At 37.7% G+C, this 15805-nt stretch carries 9 protein-coding genes; 1 reads left to right on the top strand and 8 read right to left on the bottom strand.

Going from position 1 to position 15805, the window contains the following annotated elements; all coding sequences use genetic code 11:
- Window positions 1–163: 163 nt before the first annotated feature.
- From D1B31_RS14425 to D1B31_RS14410, 4 genes are all read right to left on the bottom strand, one after another.
- Window positions 164–2986 carry a M14 family metallopeptidase gene (locus D1B31_RS14425; protein ID WP_118921978.1) on the bottom strand — a complete coding sequence of 941 codons (2823 nt, stop codon included), beginning with the start codon at window positions 2984–2986 and terminating at the stop codon, window positions 164–166.
- Between the two features lie 545 nt (window positions 2987–3531).
- A complete protein-coding gene (locus tag D1B31_RS14420) occupies window positions 3532–4269 on the bottom strand; it encodes an esterase family protein (RefSeq protein ID WP_118921586.1) in 738 nt (245 codons plus the stop codon).
- A gap of 18 nt (window positions 4270–4287) precedes the next feature.
- Complete coding sequence (locus D1B31_RS14415) at window positions 4288–5457, bottom strand: ATP-grasp domain-containing protein (protein WP_118921584.1); 1170 nt, start codon at window positions 5455–5457, stop codon at window positions 4288–4290.
- Between the two features lie 149 nt (window positions 5458–5606).
- Window positions 5607–6437 (bottom strand): alpha/beta hydrolase, encoded by an 831-nt coding sequence (locus D1B31_RS14410; RefSeq protein WP_118921582.1) that lies wholly within the window; start codon window positions 6435–6437, stop codon window positions 5607–5609.
- Window positions 6438–6726: 289 nt separating this feature from the next.
- Here D1B31_RS14410 and D1B31_RS14405 point away from each other — a divergent pair, with 289 nt between their 5' ends.
- Window positions 6727–7551, top strand: a complete 825-nt coding sequence (locus tag D1B31_RS14405; protein ID WP_118921580.1) for a hypothetical protein — start codon at window positions 6727–6729, stop codon at window positions 7549–7551.
- Between the two features lie 116 nt (window positions 7552–7667).
- Here D1B31_RS14405 and D1B31_RS14400 read toward each other — a convergent pair whose 3' ends face one another.
- From D1B31_RS14400 to D1B31_RS14385, 4 genes are all read right to left on the bottom strand, one after another.
- Window positions 7668–8009, bottom strand: a complete 342-nt coding sequence (locus D1B31_RS14400; protein ID WP_118921578.1) for a phospholipase D-like domain-containing protein — start codon at window positions 8007–8009, stop codon at window positions 7668–7670.
- A gap of 21 nt (window positions 8010–8030) precedes the next feature.
- Window positions 8031–9053, bottom strand: coding sequence for a phospholipase D-like domain-containing protein (locus tag D1B31_RS14395; protein ID WP_118921576.1), 1023 nt, complete (start codon window positions 9051–9053; stop codon window positions 8031–8033).
- A 1023-nt stretch (window positions 9054–10076) separates the two neighbouring features.
- Window positions 10077–11516, bottom strand: coding sequence for an SEC-C domain-containing protein (locus D1B31_RS14390; RefSeq protein WP_118921574.1), 1440 nt, complete (start codon window positions 11514–11516; stop codon window positions 10077–10079).
- Window positions 11517–11752: 236 nt separating this feature from the next.
- On the bottom strand, window positions 11753–15553 hold the full coding sequence (locus D1B31_RS14385; protein ID WP_118921572.1) for an ATP-binding protein: 3801 nt from the start codon (window positions 15551–15553) through the stop codon (window positions 11753–11755).
- Window positions 15554–15805 lie beyond the last annotated feature (252 nt).

Below are 15805 nucleotides of genomic sequence, written 5' to 3'. Positions count from 1 at the left end.
AAGACCCCAATTCACGAGTAAACTGAGGTCAAATGAATAGCATATTCTCTCCAAACTTTCTTTCTAACAATCTAGTTATCGTTTGGATCCAGCGGTGTTTTTAATAATAATTGTCCTTTTCCTTTACAGGTATTTGAACCGACCCTTGATTTATTTTTAACTGTTAATTATCTCGGTCGCGGCCCCTTTCAAAGAAGGATTTTTCTATCATATTATTCTGAGCCTTGACTTCTTTACCCGTTACTTTTCCTTTGCCTTTTCCTTTCTTCACAACCTCGGTGCCGACGGAAGCATAAATACTGTTTGCAATTAATCGATAGCTGTATTGTGTATGCGCTCTAAAGGCAAGGTCATTAGCGAATAAGGTAATCGTTGCGTCTTCAAAGTTTTTCGTAATGGCGAGGGTTTGCCCCTGCGCTCTTTCGTGTCTTGGCCACCATCCGGAAACATAGAAATCATCGGCGTCACTAAAGGATGCCAATACTTCTGCACCTTCAGGAACGGAGGTTATCCAGGCTCCCTGCGTCGTATAGAGTAATTCATTTTTCTCGTAGCCGGAAGTCAGGATATGGTCATTAACGACAGCTTTAAACAGCCCTTCATGTCCGCCTGCTGTTCTACTTACACCAAGTCCCGGCAGTGCTCCGCTGCTCCTAACAGCGTTGACAGCGGAATAGCCAATCGCGACAAATGATTTACCGGATATGCTGTTTGGATTAAAACTGCCTCCCATACTAATAATCACGTCAGCTTCCTCTTGTGGCACCAAGTTGAATCCAAGCTCTCTTAACGAAAAATTCAGTTGGTTGGATCCAGTTGCTGTAACCTTTGGCTGGCGCAATTGTTCTGTTTTTACTTGGTTTGTAGTGCCTGCAGGTGCAGCTTCAAAGTAATAGTTTTTCCCATAAGCCTGAAGATCTTTCGTGTTAACGATAAAGTCTCCTCTATTGATGCCTGCTTTTGTTTCAGTTGCTTTTTCGACCATTGCCCCATGCTTTAACAATTCATTAACTAGTTTAATAGTGTCATTATTTGTATTGGCCAATACTTGCTTCGGTGTGTTACCAACTATTTGACCAGAGGGAAGTGGTACTTCTTCAACTCTTGAAGTGTCTTTTGCAAAGGCATTAGGGATGCGGATGGCATGAACATCAAAGCCGCGCAGATCCGGGAAATTGGTTACAATCGGATCATACATGGCAGCCCAGTCTGAGGAGTTTTCTCCTTTGCTGAGCATCGCATTCGCCACACCGCGTTTCGCTTGTTTCATTGGAACAACAAATGTTCCTTTCGGATACATAGTCCCATTTACCTTGACATTTTTTGTGGTTTGCTCCACCTTCACCCCATTCCGGAGTAAATATTGGACCATCTTATAGGCTTCATGTTTGTTTTTTTGTTCTTTCTCATCAACCGGGAGTACATAATAATCCGGGAAGTAGCTGGCATGTTCTCCCCTTACCCGGCCGATTGATTCGCCCTTCGCATTAATGAAATATGGATCCACTGCACGATTATCCTCACCCTTGACACCGCGGGCAAAGATCTCCAGTTGATTTTTAAATAATTCACCTTTGTTTTCATAAATATAATTGGCAGCACCCAGTCCTGCACCCTCCATGGCGTGATAGCCGTTCTGGCTAAGCTCTGGAACCTCAATTGTATGCCCCAATGAACCATGAAGCATCGCATACATAGGGGTATAAGCGGGAGTCGCATCATCCCAGCCATCAGCCCATGTTTCCGCAGGAATAAAATAAGATGTTAGTTTTGAATTGCCAATCCCCGCTTGTCCCATCGCATTGGCTTGATTAATCATCGTGTGGTAAAGCAGGTCATATTCATAGTTAGGATTATGCGGAGGTGTTGTTGGCTCGATTAAAAACCCGGAAACATACCCATGCTGATCAATGAAGGACAATGGCGTCCACTTGGCGATAACCTGAGTAACCTGCTGTGTTTCCACCTGAGTTTGATAATGGTTATCCCGGTTCAAGTCAAAACCGTTGGCGTTTGCCCTTGTATTTGCCACTCTTCCATCAGGATTGTTCGTAAACATATAAAGGAAGATAACATCATCCAAAACCTTGTCAACATCCATTGTCACGGTTTTTTCATTTGCTCCCTTGCCAGTTTTAAAAGTGACCTCGTCCTCAAGTGCGAATTTCTTTAGCAACTCCGCGGAAACATCGACACCTTCTGCTTCATCTGGGTGGATATTGTTCATCCAAACAGGCACCTGGTAGTCGCCCATCGTACCGGTTTCTAATTTCTTGATTAAACTTTCCGGATTTTCTAATGCGGTTGGCAGTGTTTCATTTAAATACTTATCGACAGCCTTTTTATCTTTAGCTAATATAACGAAGTGAAGATCGCGCCCCTGCACTGTCTTACCAAGGCTTTGATATTCTAGATAGCGAATATTGTCCAGGTCTGCCTTTGCCTTGGCAAAAATTTGATCGATTTCTGGTTTTAACTGATCGTAAAAAAGGAATTGATCGTAAACATTAAGAGTGACAGTTTTTGCAGCCTTGGTCTTATTTTCGGAATTAACCAGTGCCAATTCATAGTCTCCGATAAACTGTTGATATAGAGTCCTAACTCCTGATAAATTCTCCCTATTAAACAGTAGTCCAAACTCCAACGTTGCCTTAACTGTCGTGGTTCCATCGACATAGTGTGGTGCTTCCTTAACGGTAATAAACGGTGCCCCATTATAATTATTGCCGCTTGTCCATTTTTTCCATTCAGAGATGCTCTTGCCGCCAAATGTCCATTGTAATTTAGTTAAATCCACCTTCTCGCCAAAATCAGCCTGTACTTCGACAGTTCGAACCTCAGTCATGGAAAATAAATCTCTGCTTGCCTCCAAATTTACTACATTGAAGTCTTCTGCTGCTTCAATTGCCGAAACAGGGAATGCTGTCTGGGCAAAAATGGACAGCATCATAATCAATGCTAGCAAACCTGCAAAATGTTTTTTCATTGAATCATCCCTTTCTATGTAATTTTTTATAGACAACCAGAAATAATATAACAGAAGATTCGGAAAATAACTGCCGAATTTTATGGAAAACATAGAGTCTTTCTCGACATATTTCGAGATTCTATAAACAGAGGAAACAACTATTTTTTTAGGTGAAGTTTATATAAATTGAATAGAAACTAATTATTTCGATCAACTCTTTTCTTCAAAAATTGCATTTGAACGAATTGCTCTAAAGAGATTCATGGACTTCCCAACTTCTATGGTGCATTTTGCAGCAACCAGTGAGGTTCTAAGGATGGCGAATTGTCTTTTTTTAATCGTTAATAGTCCCGCAGTTAAAGTCCCACCAGAAGACATTATTTTACTGTTTCACTTTTTTTCTCTTCGGTCCAAGGTGTCCACCAGCGGTCTCGGGCATCGGCCTCCTTTGGTCTACCATAAAAACGCAAAAAAACCGCACGTGTGAATACACACTGTACGGCTTAAACGATAAATAACGGTTTTTGGCGGGACTGTGTTGGAATTGAACCCACCCACCAGTATTAAAATAATTTCCCTAAATAATACGGCATTTGGCGTCTCCACCAAATCCAATCATGCGAAACATCTTCGCCCCACTCATCAAACCTTGCTGGAATTTGTTTTTCTTCAAAGGCTTCTTTTAAGGTAAAATATGAAGGCAGCCCATCCTGTTCCCAATCACCCAGTCCGGTACAAATAATGATATTTGCTGACCGATATCGATCAATAAACCAGCCGTCATTTTGATTCCATATGTAATCACTCGGTGAATTTTGGTATACAAGCGGATCATTTCCGTAATCCCCAAAAAAGTAACGCGCATCGTAAATACCACTAAGTGCAATGGTTGTTTGGAAAACATCCGGATGTCTTAAGAAAAAGTTCAAGGCATGATATGCCCCCATACTACACCCCGTTGTCATCATTGGATCAAACCAACCCGTTTTATGTTTAATAAATGGAATAGCTTCCGATATCACATAACGGTCATATGCTTCATGAGCTAATGCACGGTCATGCGCTGGTTTGGAGTCGTGCAGCCAACTTTCGCTATCAATGCTAGCCAATGTAAAAAACTGAACTTTTCCCGATTCAATAAAATCATGACACACATCAATCATTCCAAAATCATGATATTCAGTGTGCGTCCCTCCAGATGAAGGAAAAACGACAATTGGCATGCCACTGTGTCCATATCTGTTCAACACCATTTCACGCCCTAATTTGCCACTCCAATGGCTTAGATGTTCTATATGCATAGATGAATGCTCCTATCCCTAATGTTTTCGTTCATGTACAAAACGGATAATGTCATCGACTTCTTCCTGCGAATCAGCGACTATCGCATAAAATTGATTGCCTTGGAGTTTCGCAAACGCTTCTGGAATGCGCTGCGCAAACTTCACACAATCACCAAATCGTTCATAAATAGCATCCGTATCATGTTTATACTCATACGCATCACGTTGTGTTACACCTACACAGAACTTGTTTTCAGCATCGGATTCCTTAAATTCTTCGCCTGCCACTAAAGAAGCATACTGTTCAAATAAATCAATGGAGTAGGCGAAATTGTACATATCCACCGTGTAGCCGCCAGCCAAGCGATTATTGTATTCAAGTGCAACATAGTCCCCATTTTCCAATTGAAAAAACTCAATATGGAAAAAGCGTTCTTTCATGCCAAATGCTTTTACGATTGCCTTACCATACGTTTCGAGCTTTGGATCAATTTCTTTTTGAATCACATAAGCCATATCAAGTTGACCATTAACCAGCTCCAAAGTTGGCACATTATATGTAAAGCTTGTTTGGAAAACAATGTTCCCTTTCTGATCCACTAAACCATCAAACGTACAAAGCACGCCTCCTTCGACAAAAGGTTCCAGGAAGTACACTTGTGCTTCTCCCCATTCTTCTTCAAAAAGATGTACAGCCTCTTCTGAATCTAATTTAAAGGTGGCAGCCGACCCTACTCCGTTATCAGGTTTAGCAATAACCGGCAGTCCTAATTCATCAATGGCTTTGGATAACTCCTCTTTAGTTTTTACGACCCTTCCTTCTACGACAGGCACTCCTGCTTTTTTAAATAACTTCTTCATTTCAGATTTATACTTAACTTTTTTCAAGTCATCGCTTTTATTGCCGTACACGTTAAATTGCTCACGCAACTGCGCATCAAGCTCCAGCCAGTGCTCATTATTGGATTCGATGCGGTCAATTGGACCATGTTTATAAAATAAAAATGCAACAGCACGTTTCACTTCATCTACATCTTCTAAATTATTCACACGATAATATTCAGTTAAAGAGTTTTGTAATTCGGAACCTAATTGGTTATATGGCTCTTCGCCAATTCCCAAAACATTGACACCTGCTTCTTTTAAACGATGAGCAAACGGTTGGAAATTAGCCGGATAATATGGCGAAATCAAAATATAATTCATTAAAAAGGCTCCTTTCTTAGAATCAAAGAATCATAGTTTTTACAAATGATACAATCAATTACATTTTAAATCAATTCAAATTCAAAAATATTCAGAAAAATAGTGAGAGTTTCCTCCCACTATCAATTAAATATTACTATTCAGTTCGTTCATGACCACTTCTCACTTAAGAAACGTAAACATTCTGATAAGTGTTTTGCCCACGCTTTTTCATTATGTTCCTCATCCGCAAAAATATTAAAACGAATGCTATCAATTGGAACAGAGCCTTTTATTAGTTGTTTATAATACTTAAGCGAGCAATCGATATATGCCTGCTTCATATTGCCATACATTAATTGCCGGTCTGCATCATCGCCTTCCTGGGTCCCAACTTGAATGTACACGCGTTGTTCAGGATTCAACTCTTTTCTAGCAATATAGTTATCAAAGGCTTTACTTGTAATCCAATTGGCTAAAGAAAAAATACCTAATCCACCAATTTGATCTTTATATTCAATACCCATAAAAGCCGAAATATTGCCTCCAAGTGAACTGCCAATCATCGCTGTATGAACCTTATCTGATTTCGTTCTGTAATGCCTATCAATAAACGGTTTCACGACTGTCATGACAAACTCAGCAAATTCCGCGCCTTTTCCTCCTAACTCAAAATCTTCAGGAAGGGGGCTTTCAGTAATTTTCCAAGGCGTATATTCATTAATTCGCTCTTGTCCACCATGATCAATCCCAACAACAATCATTCTCGGCAAATCGGGATTTTGTTTAATGGCCGAAATCACTTTCCATGAAAACCCGCTATAAGATTCACTGCTGTAGAAAACGTTTTGTCCATCATGCATATAAACGATTGGATAACGTTCAGACTTATCTTTATCATAGTTTTTCGGCAATAAAACACGCACGCGACGTTCTTCATTTTTATAAGCCATATATAATCTATGTGTTTCTAGTTTTAAATAAAAATAGGATTCATTCATCTTTCCACTCCTCACTCCCTTGATATTACATTAAATATACTAATCTTTTTCAGTTAAACCCTTATTTCAACACAATAAATTTGTTTAAGAATATTTCTAAGATACTAATCTCACCATTAGACAAAAAGGTTATATAAAACAAGGATGAGAGTTATTCATTTTAAAAAAACAATGAACTGTTATTATTTTCCACAAGCCAAATAAGGGCTTGTGTAGGTAGATACTCTACGCGTGAAGTTGTATAATCTCATGGTAGTGTTCAACAAAAAACGTTAGAGGTGAATATGCATTGGACTTTTATTCAGATTCCGAGCATCCAAAAAAAGTCGATGGCGACCAATATAGAGATCAAACACGGACTGAGGAACCGCAGCCAGAATGGGAGATGGACCAAAGGGGACGTGATACACAGGAAACAAGGGAAAGCAGGTTCAGCCGCTCAAGGATGGAGAGGAGAAACAAACCGGCTGTTTCTGAGGACAAAGCTGGAGTTACTCCGCAAAGCAGGACAAGCTCCAAGCGCATCTCCAAATTTAGACCTTCCCTTAAGAATGTAAAAGTGAAACTCCCCAGAGTGAACGTCAATCTTGCATTAAAAATCGCAGCCGTCTTAGCGGTACTCATCAACGTTAGATACATTATGGGTCTAATGAAGGACCCGGTCGGCACCTTTACATTCAATGAATTGGGGATTAAGTTGGCAATATCAGTTGGTATCAACTTTGCAGCAGTCTTGATTCTGTTTGCTAAACAGTCCCGGATTAAGTATTTTCTTTCACTGTTTGCAGTGTTAGCATCGTTTCTGTATTACTTTTATGGTCATTATACCAATCAAACTTTATTGGAGAGAAGCAACCTGATCCCTTCGGTGCTTATTATCCTTTCTGTTCTGATGTTGGTCAATTCCAGGTCCAATTATTACCTGAAAAGCATCCTATTGGTGGTCTTATCAGCAGCTGGAATCTATTTCAGCAGCAATCAATATGCACTTGAATGGGTGCTGATAGGCACTGCTGGACTGGTGATGTTTTTCAGAGTTTCCAAAACCAAAAGGAATGTTCAATCCACTAAAAAGGATAGCAGGATAAGAAGGAACCAGCGGCGGTCAGCTTAGACTGGCAAGAAAACCACAGTGCGCAAATAAGGCCACCCATATAGGGTGGCCATTTTTATTAGTGAAATGAAAAAAGCTCAGCTAAAAGATAATGTGTCCAAGTTATGAGTTGAGCCTTATAATAAATACTGGAATAAACCCGTTATATAAGATAGTCCTGTTATACTGAATGATTTAAACCAACTTACTTTACCTGGTTTTAAGTTTGGGTCCTCTATATACGACCCATCCTTTGCTACCTTTAAGCTCTTTTTAAAATACTGGTTCATTTCTTTTTCGAGACACTCGGTAAATTCTACGCTATCAATAACGACCATAGACTCAGTATTTAAAAACGTCGACCTGGAATCCATATTAAATTCCCCAATGGAACTCAATCGATTATCAAAGATAAATGTTTTGGCATGTATGGAGTCACGCCCTTGATATTCCAATACATTCACACCCTTTTTTGCCATCCCGTTAATATGTTTAATATGTCATGAATAGGCCATAACATTTGCTGTCGATGCTAAAGAGTTCGTTAATATCGTTAGCTTTTCGGGAGGTACTTGTAACGTATCCATATAAGGAAGCATAGGTTTCGTTGGAATAACATACGGGCTTTGAATGACTATGGACTTTTTCGAATTCTTCATGAGATTCGTTAAATCATACCAAGCCCAAGGTTCTTTATTAAATCTTTGTATAGGATTATGAATAAAGGTGATATTTTTAGTAGGAAGGAACATTTTCACCCAATCATAATAACTAGCAAATAATTTTTTATCTGTTTTTTTAAAATTTTCTAGTTTCTGTTTTAATTGTTGATTGGCCTCTTTTGCTTTCTTTTGCTGGTGTGTGGATAGCTTTTTAAAAGGAACTTTTGTAATGGGATGGTCCCAGACTTGATTAATGTAGCCTTCCATTTGAGACAAAACACTGCCTTCCTTTGACTTGGGATCCGTATTAATGATTAGAACATCACGGTCATTTGTCGGTGATTTTTCACCTTTTTGAATAAAAAAACGATCCCCGATATTTCTGCCCCCGATAATTGCATACTTATGATCGATAATAAGTAATTTATCATGGAGTCGATTATTCCATGTCCAAGGCCGTAAATGATTTAATGGTTCATAAAATTTAACTTCGATATTCGGATGATTGATTAAGGCGTATTGAACATCTTTCTGACTAAATCTAAGACCATGGAAAATTCCATCCAAAAGGATCCTTACCTTTACTCCACGATCGGCCGCATCCAATATCATTCCTAACAATAAATCAGTAATATATCCTTTATGAATCGCATAATAGGAGACATCAATAGATTCCTGTGCATTTTCCATTAAGTTAACACGTGCTAGACCTGAAAACATTTTTTCTTCCAGTAGGATCACACGATCCTGTGACGTCTCATTTCCATAGAATCTTTCCACTTTATGCTGTTCCTTATAAGTGCTACTAACCTGCGGATGCTTATCTTTAAAAATAACGATACCAAATATGGTAATATACATTAAATAAAAAATGAGAATAACAATAACCGTTTTCCTAACCTTTTTTATCGGATTTACCTCCTTTCTAACACCTCTAAAACCCCACTAATTGCTAATAGTTTGTCCAAATTTATTTACATTACAAATATCAGAGCAATAAATAACAATATAAGTTAAGTTAGATATAGAAAAAGTCACCTCCCTCCAAAATAAATTATTCTTATTTGGTCATTTTCTTTTGTAATGGAAATTATTACCTTAGTTTGAGGAGTTTTTCGGAATAGGAGGATATATAAATCAATATTGGATTATGTCTTCAGCTCCCAAAGAACTAAAATCTACTAATGGGTTATTTATTTCAGCATGTAGCGTAGGAACAGCAATTGGGTGCGGTTTTTAATGGCGAAATTCTACTTTCAAAGCAGTTTTAGATATCTAAATGGTAATGAAGGACATGAAATATTGGCTAAATCCATTGGCGTTAATAGTAGTTTTCTCCAAAATTGGATTAAACAATATTAATTTGCTGGCGAAGCTGCATTCGATAAACACTATACAACCTCCACGCCAAAGTATAAATTGAATGTATTTGGGCACCACCACCCAACAAAAAAAAGACCGAGTACACTCGGTCTCCTGGTCTATATATAACAGCGAAAAGCCTTGAAATAACTGGATTGGCGGGACTGCGTGGGAATCGAACCCACCAAGCCAGGCACGCTGGCTTCATGCGGTTTTGAAGTTTGCTAGACCTGTTTTTCTAGTACCTTTATGTACCCAGAAATAATGATAAATCAGGGTTTCTTGCTTACTGATGTTTCCTTGTGATCTCTAATTTTATAAATTTGGACACCAAGCATGGCACCAAAATCCTCCTTCATGTAACAAAAAAGTGTGACTTCTTATCCATAGATAACTTAGCTCAACTTCAATAAAATACTGGCATTCATTTTAAATTTATATATACGTTTTAATTTTTAATTATTTGATGAATACCGATAAACATGTTCAGTAAAAAACGTTATATATCTTGGTGATTATAAATTATTTTTTTAAGAGACAACTCCTTTTATATTTTAGTCCACTTCCGCATGGACACTTCTCATTCCTGGTAACTTTAAGTTTTTTATTTATCTTCTCTTTCGTTAAATTATTGAAATCATTTTTAGAGTCACCTAATATTCTAATATCTGAATGATCAATAACCCCTAGTGCACGTTTAAGAGTTTGAAGCTGTGATTTATAAATCTCTTCTCCCTGTTTTAACTGATATTCTCTTTCGATTTGTTCATATCGCACTTGTGCTTGTTTCGCGATTATAACTGCTTCAGAGAATTCCGATATTACTTTTTCGTAATTTACACTACCATTTAATTCCCTATACTGTTCCACAAATTTATCTAAATTAAGCACTCCGAAATTAGCACTCTCAGGTAAAGATAAATCTAGGGGTGTATCATTCGATTCACGAACAATTCCAACAATTCGTTCATGGAATTCATTTGGAATGCTGTTTAATCCACTTAATGCAATTCCTGTACGCCAATCAACCCAATCTGTAGGTCTATATTCAGCAAACATCATATTATTAGGATTTACTGCACTAAATTTCTCAATAAAACTTTCGGGAACTTCTCGACCATTTGGATTCTGTACAAAGGCCACTGGATATTTTTCTGTAGGCCAATCAAAAGCATGTTCAAGGTCATACATAAATTCCTCATTTCTTAATATCCTACGAAACTGATGTAAATGGCGAACAATAAAAACTCCATCAATCAAATTAAAATTTGATTTAGGATAAAAAGTGTTGTTAGTAAAAAGTCCACAATAAGGATTAATTAATGCTGAAATAGGCTCATTAATAAAATCATCCCAAATTATAAATGAAAATCTATAATCGTCTCTGAATTCTTCTTTCTGTATATATTCTTTATATTTATTTTCGGTATTAACCAAATTATCTTTTATTCTTAAGATATTTGGGCTTATTATTTTATCATCAATAAATAAGTCCCTATCTGGCAAATGAGTGGTAATTTGAATGCCGGATTGACGGTTAATAATATATTCGGCTAAACTAGGGGTTTTAACCTCGCCCGCATAGTGAATTCCATTTATTTTAGAACGAAATTCTGGGTTTTTAGAATTTTTTTCGCTAGAAGGTTCTGGCACAATGTAGTGTTTATCATTTATAACATCTGCTATTTTAGCAGCTTTATAAAGGACTAATATTTCACCAAACACTGCGAAATTTTGTTCAAATTCATTTTTATTTTCTAATGTAGATATCCAATGGACAATACGTTCAGCATAATTAGGCATTAAGCTATCTAAGTACTCAAGAACCTCAGCAATCATACTAATAAATGGGTGTACCGTTTTGGATAATGAGTGCTTCCTAAAAAAATGAACATGATCTTTTAGTATATGTTTCTCGGATATATTTTCAATAAATAAATTAATGATTTCTGCTTTTTTCATTTCTTCTTCTCCACCTTAAAGAAAGGGAATTAAGGGATAAAAGTACATAATACCGCCTCATTTTTTTCCTAATTTATGGCGCTGAGTTATGACACCACCTTATACCTTGACTTTAGCGGAACGGAATAACGGTGTCAAAACTTTCAAGTTATGAAACTTTAGAACAAAAAAAGTACAGTGTTTTCTGTAACTAAAAATAAGTAGAGAACCAATTTGGTTTCTGCTTACTGACATTCCTATTCAAATCGTTCATCCCGCTCTTTTGCCCATTTTAACTCCCCTTCCCGCACTGAACATATTTTTTGTTCAAACGAATGTTCTTCTTTAGCTGCCCAATTAACTACTGAAGAGTTAGTATGTGTTTTTAAGCCAGAAATTAACGGTAAGCGTTCTCGCATTATATCGGCTCTTGAGCCTGACCATGAAGTAGGTTTTAAAGAAGAAGAAAACACTTTGAGTACTTCAACTGGATCATAAGAACGAGTAATCATTTCATGGGCCATTTGTGTCCATTCCAATATGCCGGTATCCTCATGTTGTCGAAATGGCAAAATGATTGAAGCAGCAAATGGGTATCTTATTTTAGGATTTACTTCGCACCAATTAATAATAATATTATTTTCAACATTATTAAGAGGTTTGAAATCTCCTGAAAACACTCTTCTTATTCTAAAGCTCAGTTCATCCGCAGATAAAAATGCATCAAGGAATGCTATAGGTTGCACTTTAGCAATAGCCTTTAGAACACTTTGATAATTAAGGGAATGATTATTATAATTTTTATAGGAATTAAGAAGGTTTGAACAATAAATTCTAGCCTCCCCCTCTGCTACTTTATCCTTGAAGCAAACCTTTATGATGGCTGCCATTTCATAATCCATTCGATCAGTTCCATTGAATTTTCTTTCAAATTGAAAATTCAACAACAAGTTTTGTGCAGTGGATATAATTTGTTCGCTAAATGGACCATTGTTTCCGTGAAGTCTCATTTGCATAATTTTTATAGCTACCGTGTTTCCTTCCGGCTTTAAATCGATTTTTCTTAGTAATTCACAAAAAGAATCATCGCTTATTGGTTCATGGGCCCTTCCATATGCCAATTTTCCGTATTGCCAAATAGGGGCGACATCATTATTTAATGAAAGCTTTAGCCTTTTTACACCTCTCTCACAAATATCGACACTCATTTGTAGCCAAGGATATACTTGAGAAAGCAAATCATGCGATACAGCAGTATCCAGAAACTGTTCAGCAATATCTCTGTTTTTTTGCGCTGTGCCCCTTAGAAAACCACGAAGTATCTGGTATTTCCGACTCTTCTCATCAATCAAAGAAAGTTGTAAAAGCATATCCTGCCACAATTCCTCTAGGTTATCACAACCATGAGCAAGACCTTCTCCGAAGTCAAAAATTCCAGGTCCGTCATTACTAAGAAGTTCAGGTAATAATTGCCGTGAAATCTGTTCATCCGTTGCAACTTCACTACCAAGAAATCGAGTATATTGCTCGACCTTTGTATATTCATCTATATCTTCTTCATCGTCAAGATCAATTGTATCTATTAAGTCAAAGGAATGCCTATGTTGAGTAAGAGCATAAAGTCTGGCTTGTTCAAGTAGAGTCATTGGTCTAAGTATTTTTTCAATTCTATTCAGTTGCTCTAAAACCTCAGGTACCATCTCAGCGCCATTAAATTTTATGGTGGACTTAACAGCCGCCCACCCCTCCTTCCATTCACTGTTTTTTACTAGTGAAATTGAAGCTTCTTCAAGTTGATTATGCATTTTTGCCTGTACCCATAATTCCCGAAATTTATCTGCTAACAGGACTTTCGCTTTTGAATTATACGGTGCCTCGGATAAAGATAAGGAAACAATATAATCTATAAACAGCTCAAACCATTCCTCAATTTCAGTTCTTTTTCTAGGAACATAACCATTATTCCTAGAACGAGCACCGAATTCAAAATCATTAAGTGTATTAAAATGCCAAGATTCCAAAGCTGAATTTAATAATGAAAGACCAAGTTTAATTTCCTCCTCAACACCAGAATCTATTAAATTGGAAATAATACAAAGCCTGTCTGATGGTGTGGCATGTGTGCCAGAAAGTTTTATGTAAAACAGTGGTTTAAGTCTAGCCCTTATAGAATTATAGTTTTCATTAGGGCGTTCAGACAAAGCAAAAAGGCATAATAACTTTACCGAACGGCTAAATAGTTCCTTATCATATGCCAGGGAGCATAGAAGTATTGTTAAGACATTAAAGTGCTCATTGTCCCGAGAAAAGAATGTACCTTCGATTTCTTTACCTGTTACCCGTTCAATCGCAGACAATGTTAATTCAGGATTTACAGGTGCTATGTTTTTTAACAAAGTAATTCCAAGTTCATCTAAGTTGCTGACGTCTCCCAGTAAACCATTATCAGAAAGCCAGTATTTCGATATTTCTATAGCTTCAGCAGATTCATGCAAATAACTAAGCCGCCTAGAAAAGGATTTCAAAAGTCGAGCATTGCCACCCTTTTCAAATACATTTAAAATATTTTCGAGTGGAATATCTTCAAGAGCTAGAACTGCGAGTTTATTGGCTAACGCATGAGGTAACAGTGCTCTCCACTTACTCCTTTTTTGAACAAGTTCTCTCCGTTCCAGTTCTCTAATGTTTTCATATACATCTCTTACGCTCATCCCAATTAATGAGCCGAGAAGCCTTAGTTCATCATTAGTGTCATCAAAAGTAAAATCAAATGAGTAGACAAGAGAACATACTTCCGCAACCCTAAGCAGGTCTGGATTGTCATTATTTCTTTGCATAAACAACCTGGTAAATAAATCATAATCCCTTAGGTTGCCAAGGTTTTCCCCGCTTCTAATAGTATTAGCCAAAGCAATCGCTACGCGAGCATTTCCTCCCGAGAAGGACGCAATAGTTCGGCTATCAACCCTACTTACGTATGGAAAGCGAGACACTATCAGCTCCCGGATTACATTATCGGAAGCGGGTTCTAAATGGTATACATCTGTTTCCTCAGGAATGTCTTCCCTCACATCATACTCCACGGTTATAAGACTGACTAAGCTGCCAAGGGTTGTGCAAACGGAAGTCAACCGCTTATGTAATTCGGGCTGGCAGTTATCGATAACAAGGACAGCTGGGACTTTTTGAGCAATAATACGTTCTGCAAAGTTCCGGGGCTCAGGACTAGGACTATCACTCATATCAGCATAGAAGACTTGTGTTTGATTTAGCGAATTTTCACCAATACGTTCATCGAATAATGCTTGAACAAATCTGGTCTTTCCCACACCAGAAAGCCCAACTAAACGAACAGATGAACCTGGATTTTTTAAAATGGAACGAATTTCATTTAATCCATTCAATGCAGATTCGCCTTCTAAGCTAGGACTAGTACTATTGTGTAAACGAATATGCTCATCAAATATGTATTGCTCGTTAGTGTTTGAATGAGATCGAGCCCAATTTCCATATGCTCTCCATCCTTGGACTGATCGGCCTATTTTATCCCGTACCCATAATACTAGTGAGGGATGACTACGTACCCACCCTGCTACTCGTTCACGATCATAGAAATCAACCTTATAATCAGAGGAATTTATGCTATCAGATAATGCCTCAACCATTGCTTCTTTTCGATTAGAAAGTGTGCCATCTGCAGTAGAACCCTGACTGCTTACAATGATATAGGCACCTCCTGAATCAAGTAAATCTTTTATTACCGGCCTTAATACACCATCAGGTCTCATTTCATCAAGAATCCTAGAACGAGGCATGTCAGGCTTTTTAACTTGAAAACCAGTTTTCGACCTAGGTATGAAGCCATCAGGCATCAGTTCAGTTAACATATCGACCCGGACATCCAGGCCACCATCGGCGGCATTTTGATGTCCTCCATATGTAACTCCTGCAGTGGGAATACCTGAAGCTCGTAGTTCAGCTTCACATAAAAGCCCTATAAGAGTCCTATTATCTGTATCACTCAAATCTTTTATATCATCCCCCGTTATTTCTAGCATTTTATACCCTCCTTTACACATATATTCCTTCCTAAACTTATTCTATATAGGTTTGTGAAAACCTCCACCGGGAATTGTTATTTGTCGAAAAAACCCTATTTATTACCAAAAGACAGCGGGATTCCGATGAGCCCTTAAGAGTCAAGGTCCCTCTCCTTTTAGGCTTTTGCATCATATACACCATTGTAATATCGTTCTCGCATTCTTTATCAATAAAAAGAAAAAACCGCACGAATCAAAATTGACTGTGCG

The sequence above is a fragment of the Neobacillus notoginsengisoli genome, assembly GCF_003515685.1.
In the GTDB taxonomy this organism is placed as follows: domain Bacteria; phylum Bacillota; class Bacilli; order Bacillales; family Cytobacillaceae; genus Bacillus_D; species Bacillus_D notoginsengisoli.
Note: the sequence above shows the minus strand (reverse complement) of the source record. Positions and strands in the feature narration are given on the sequence as shown.

Excerpts from the sequence above, each read along its gene's own strand:
- D1B31_RS14425 (WP_118921978.1), bottom strand. The coding sequence starts at position 2,986 with ATGAAAAAACATTTTGCAGGTTTGCTAGCATTGATTATGATGCTGTCC.
- D1B31_RS14420 (WP_118921586.1), bottom strand. The coding sequence starts at position 4,269 with ATGCATATAGAACATCTAAGCCATTGGAGTGGCAAATTAGGGCGTGAA.
- D1B31_RS14415 (WP_118921584.1), bottom strand. The coding sequence starts at position 5,457 with ATGAATTATATTTTGATTTCGCCATATTATCCGGCTAATTTCCAACCG.
- D1B31_RS14410 (WP_118921582.1), bottom strand. The coding sequence starts at position 6,437 with ATGAATGAATCCTATTTTTATTTAAAACTAGAAACACATAGATTATAT.
- D1B31_RS14400 (WP_118921578.1), bottom strand. The coding sequence starts at position 8,009 with ATGGCAAAAAAGGGTGTGAATGTATTGGAATATCAAGGGCGTGACTCC.
- D1B31_RS14395 (WP_118921576.1), bottom strand. The coding sequence starts at position 9,053 with ATGTATATTACCATATTTGGTATCGTTATTTTTAAAGATAAGCATCCG.
- D1B31_RS14390 (WP_118921574.1), bottom strand. The coding sequence starts at position 11,516 with ATGAAAAAAGCAGAAATCATTAATTTATTTATTGAAAATATATCCGAG.
- D1B31_RS14385 (WP_118921572.1), bottom strand. The coding sequence starts at position 15,553 with ATGCTAGAAATAACGGGGGATGATATAAAAGATTTGAGTGATACAGAT.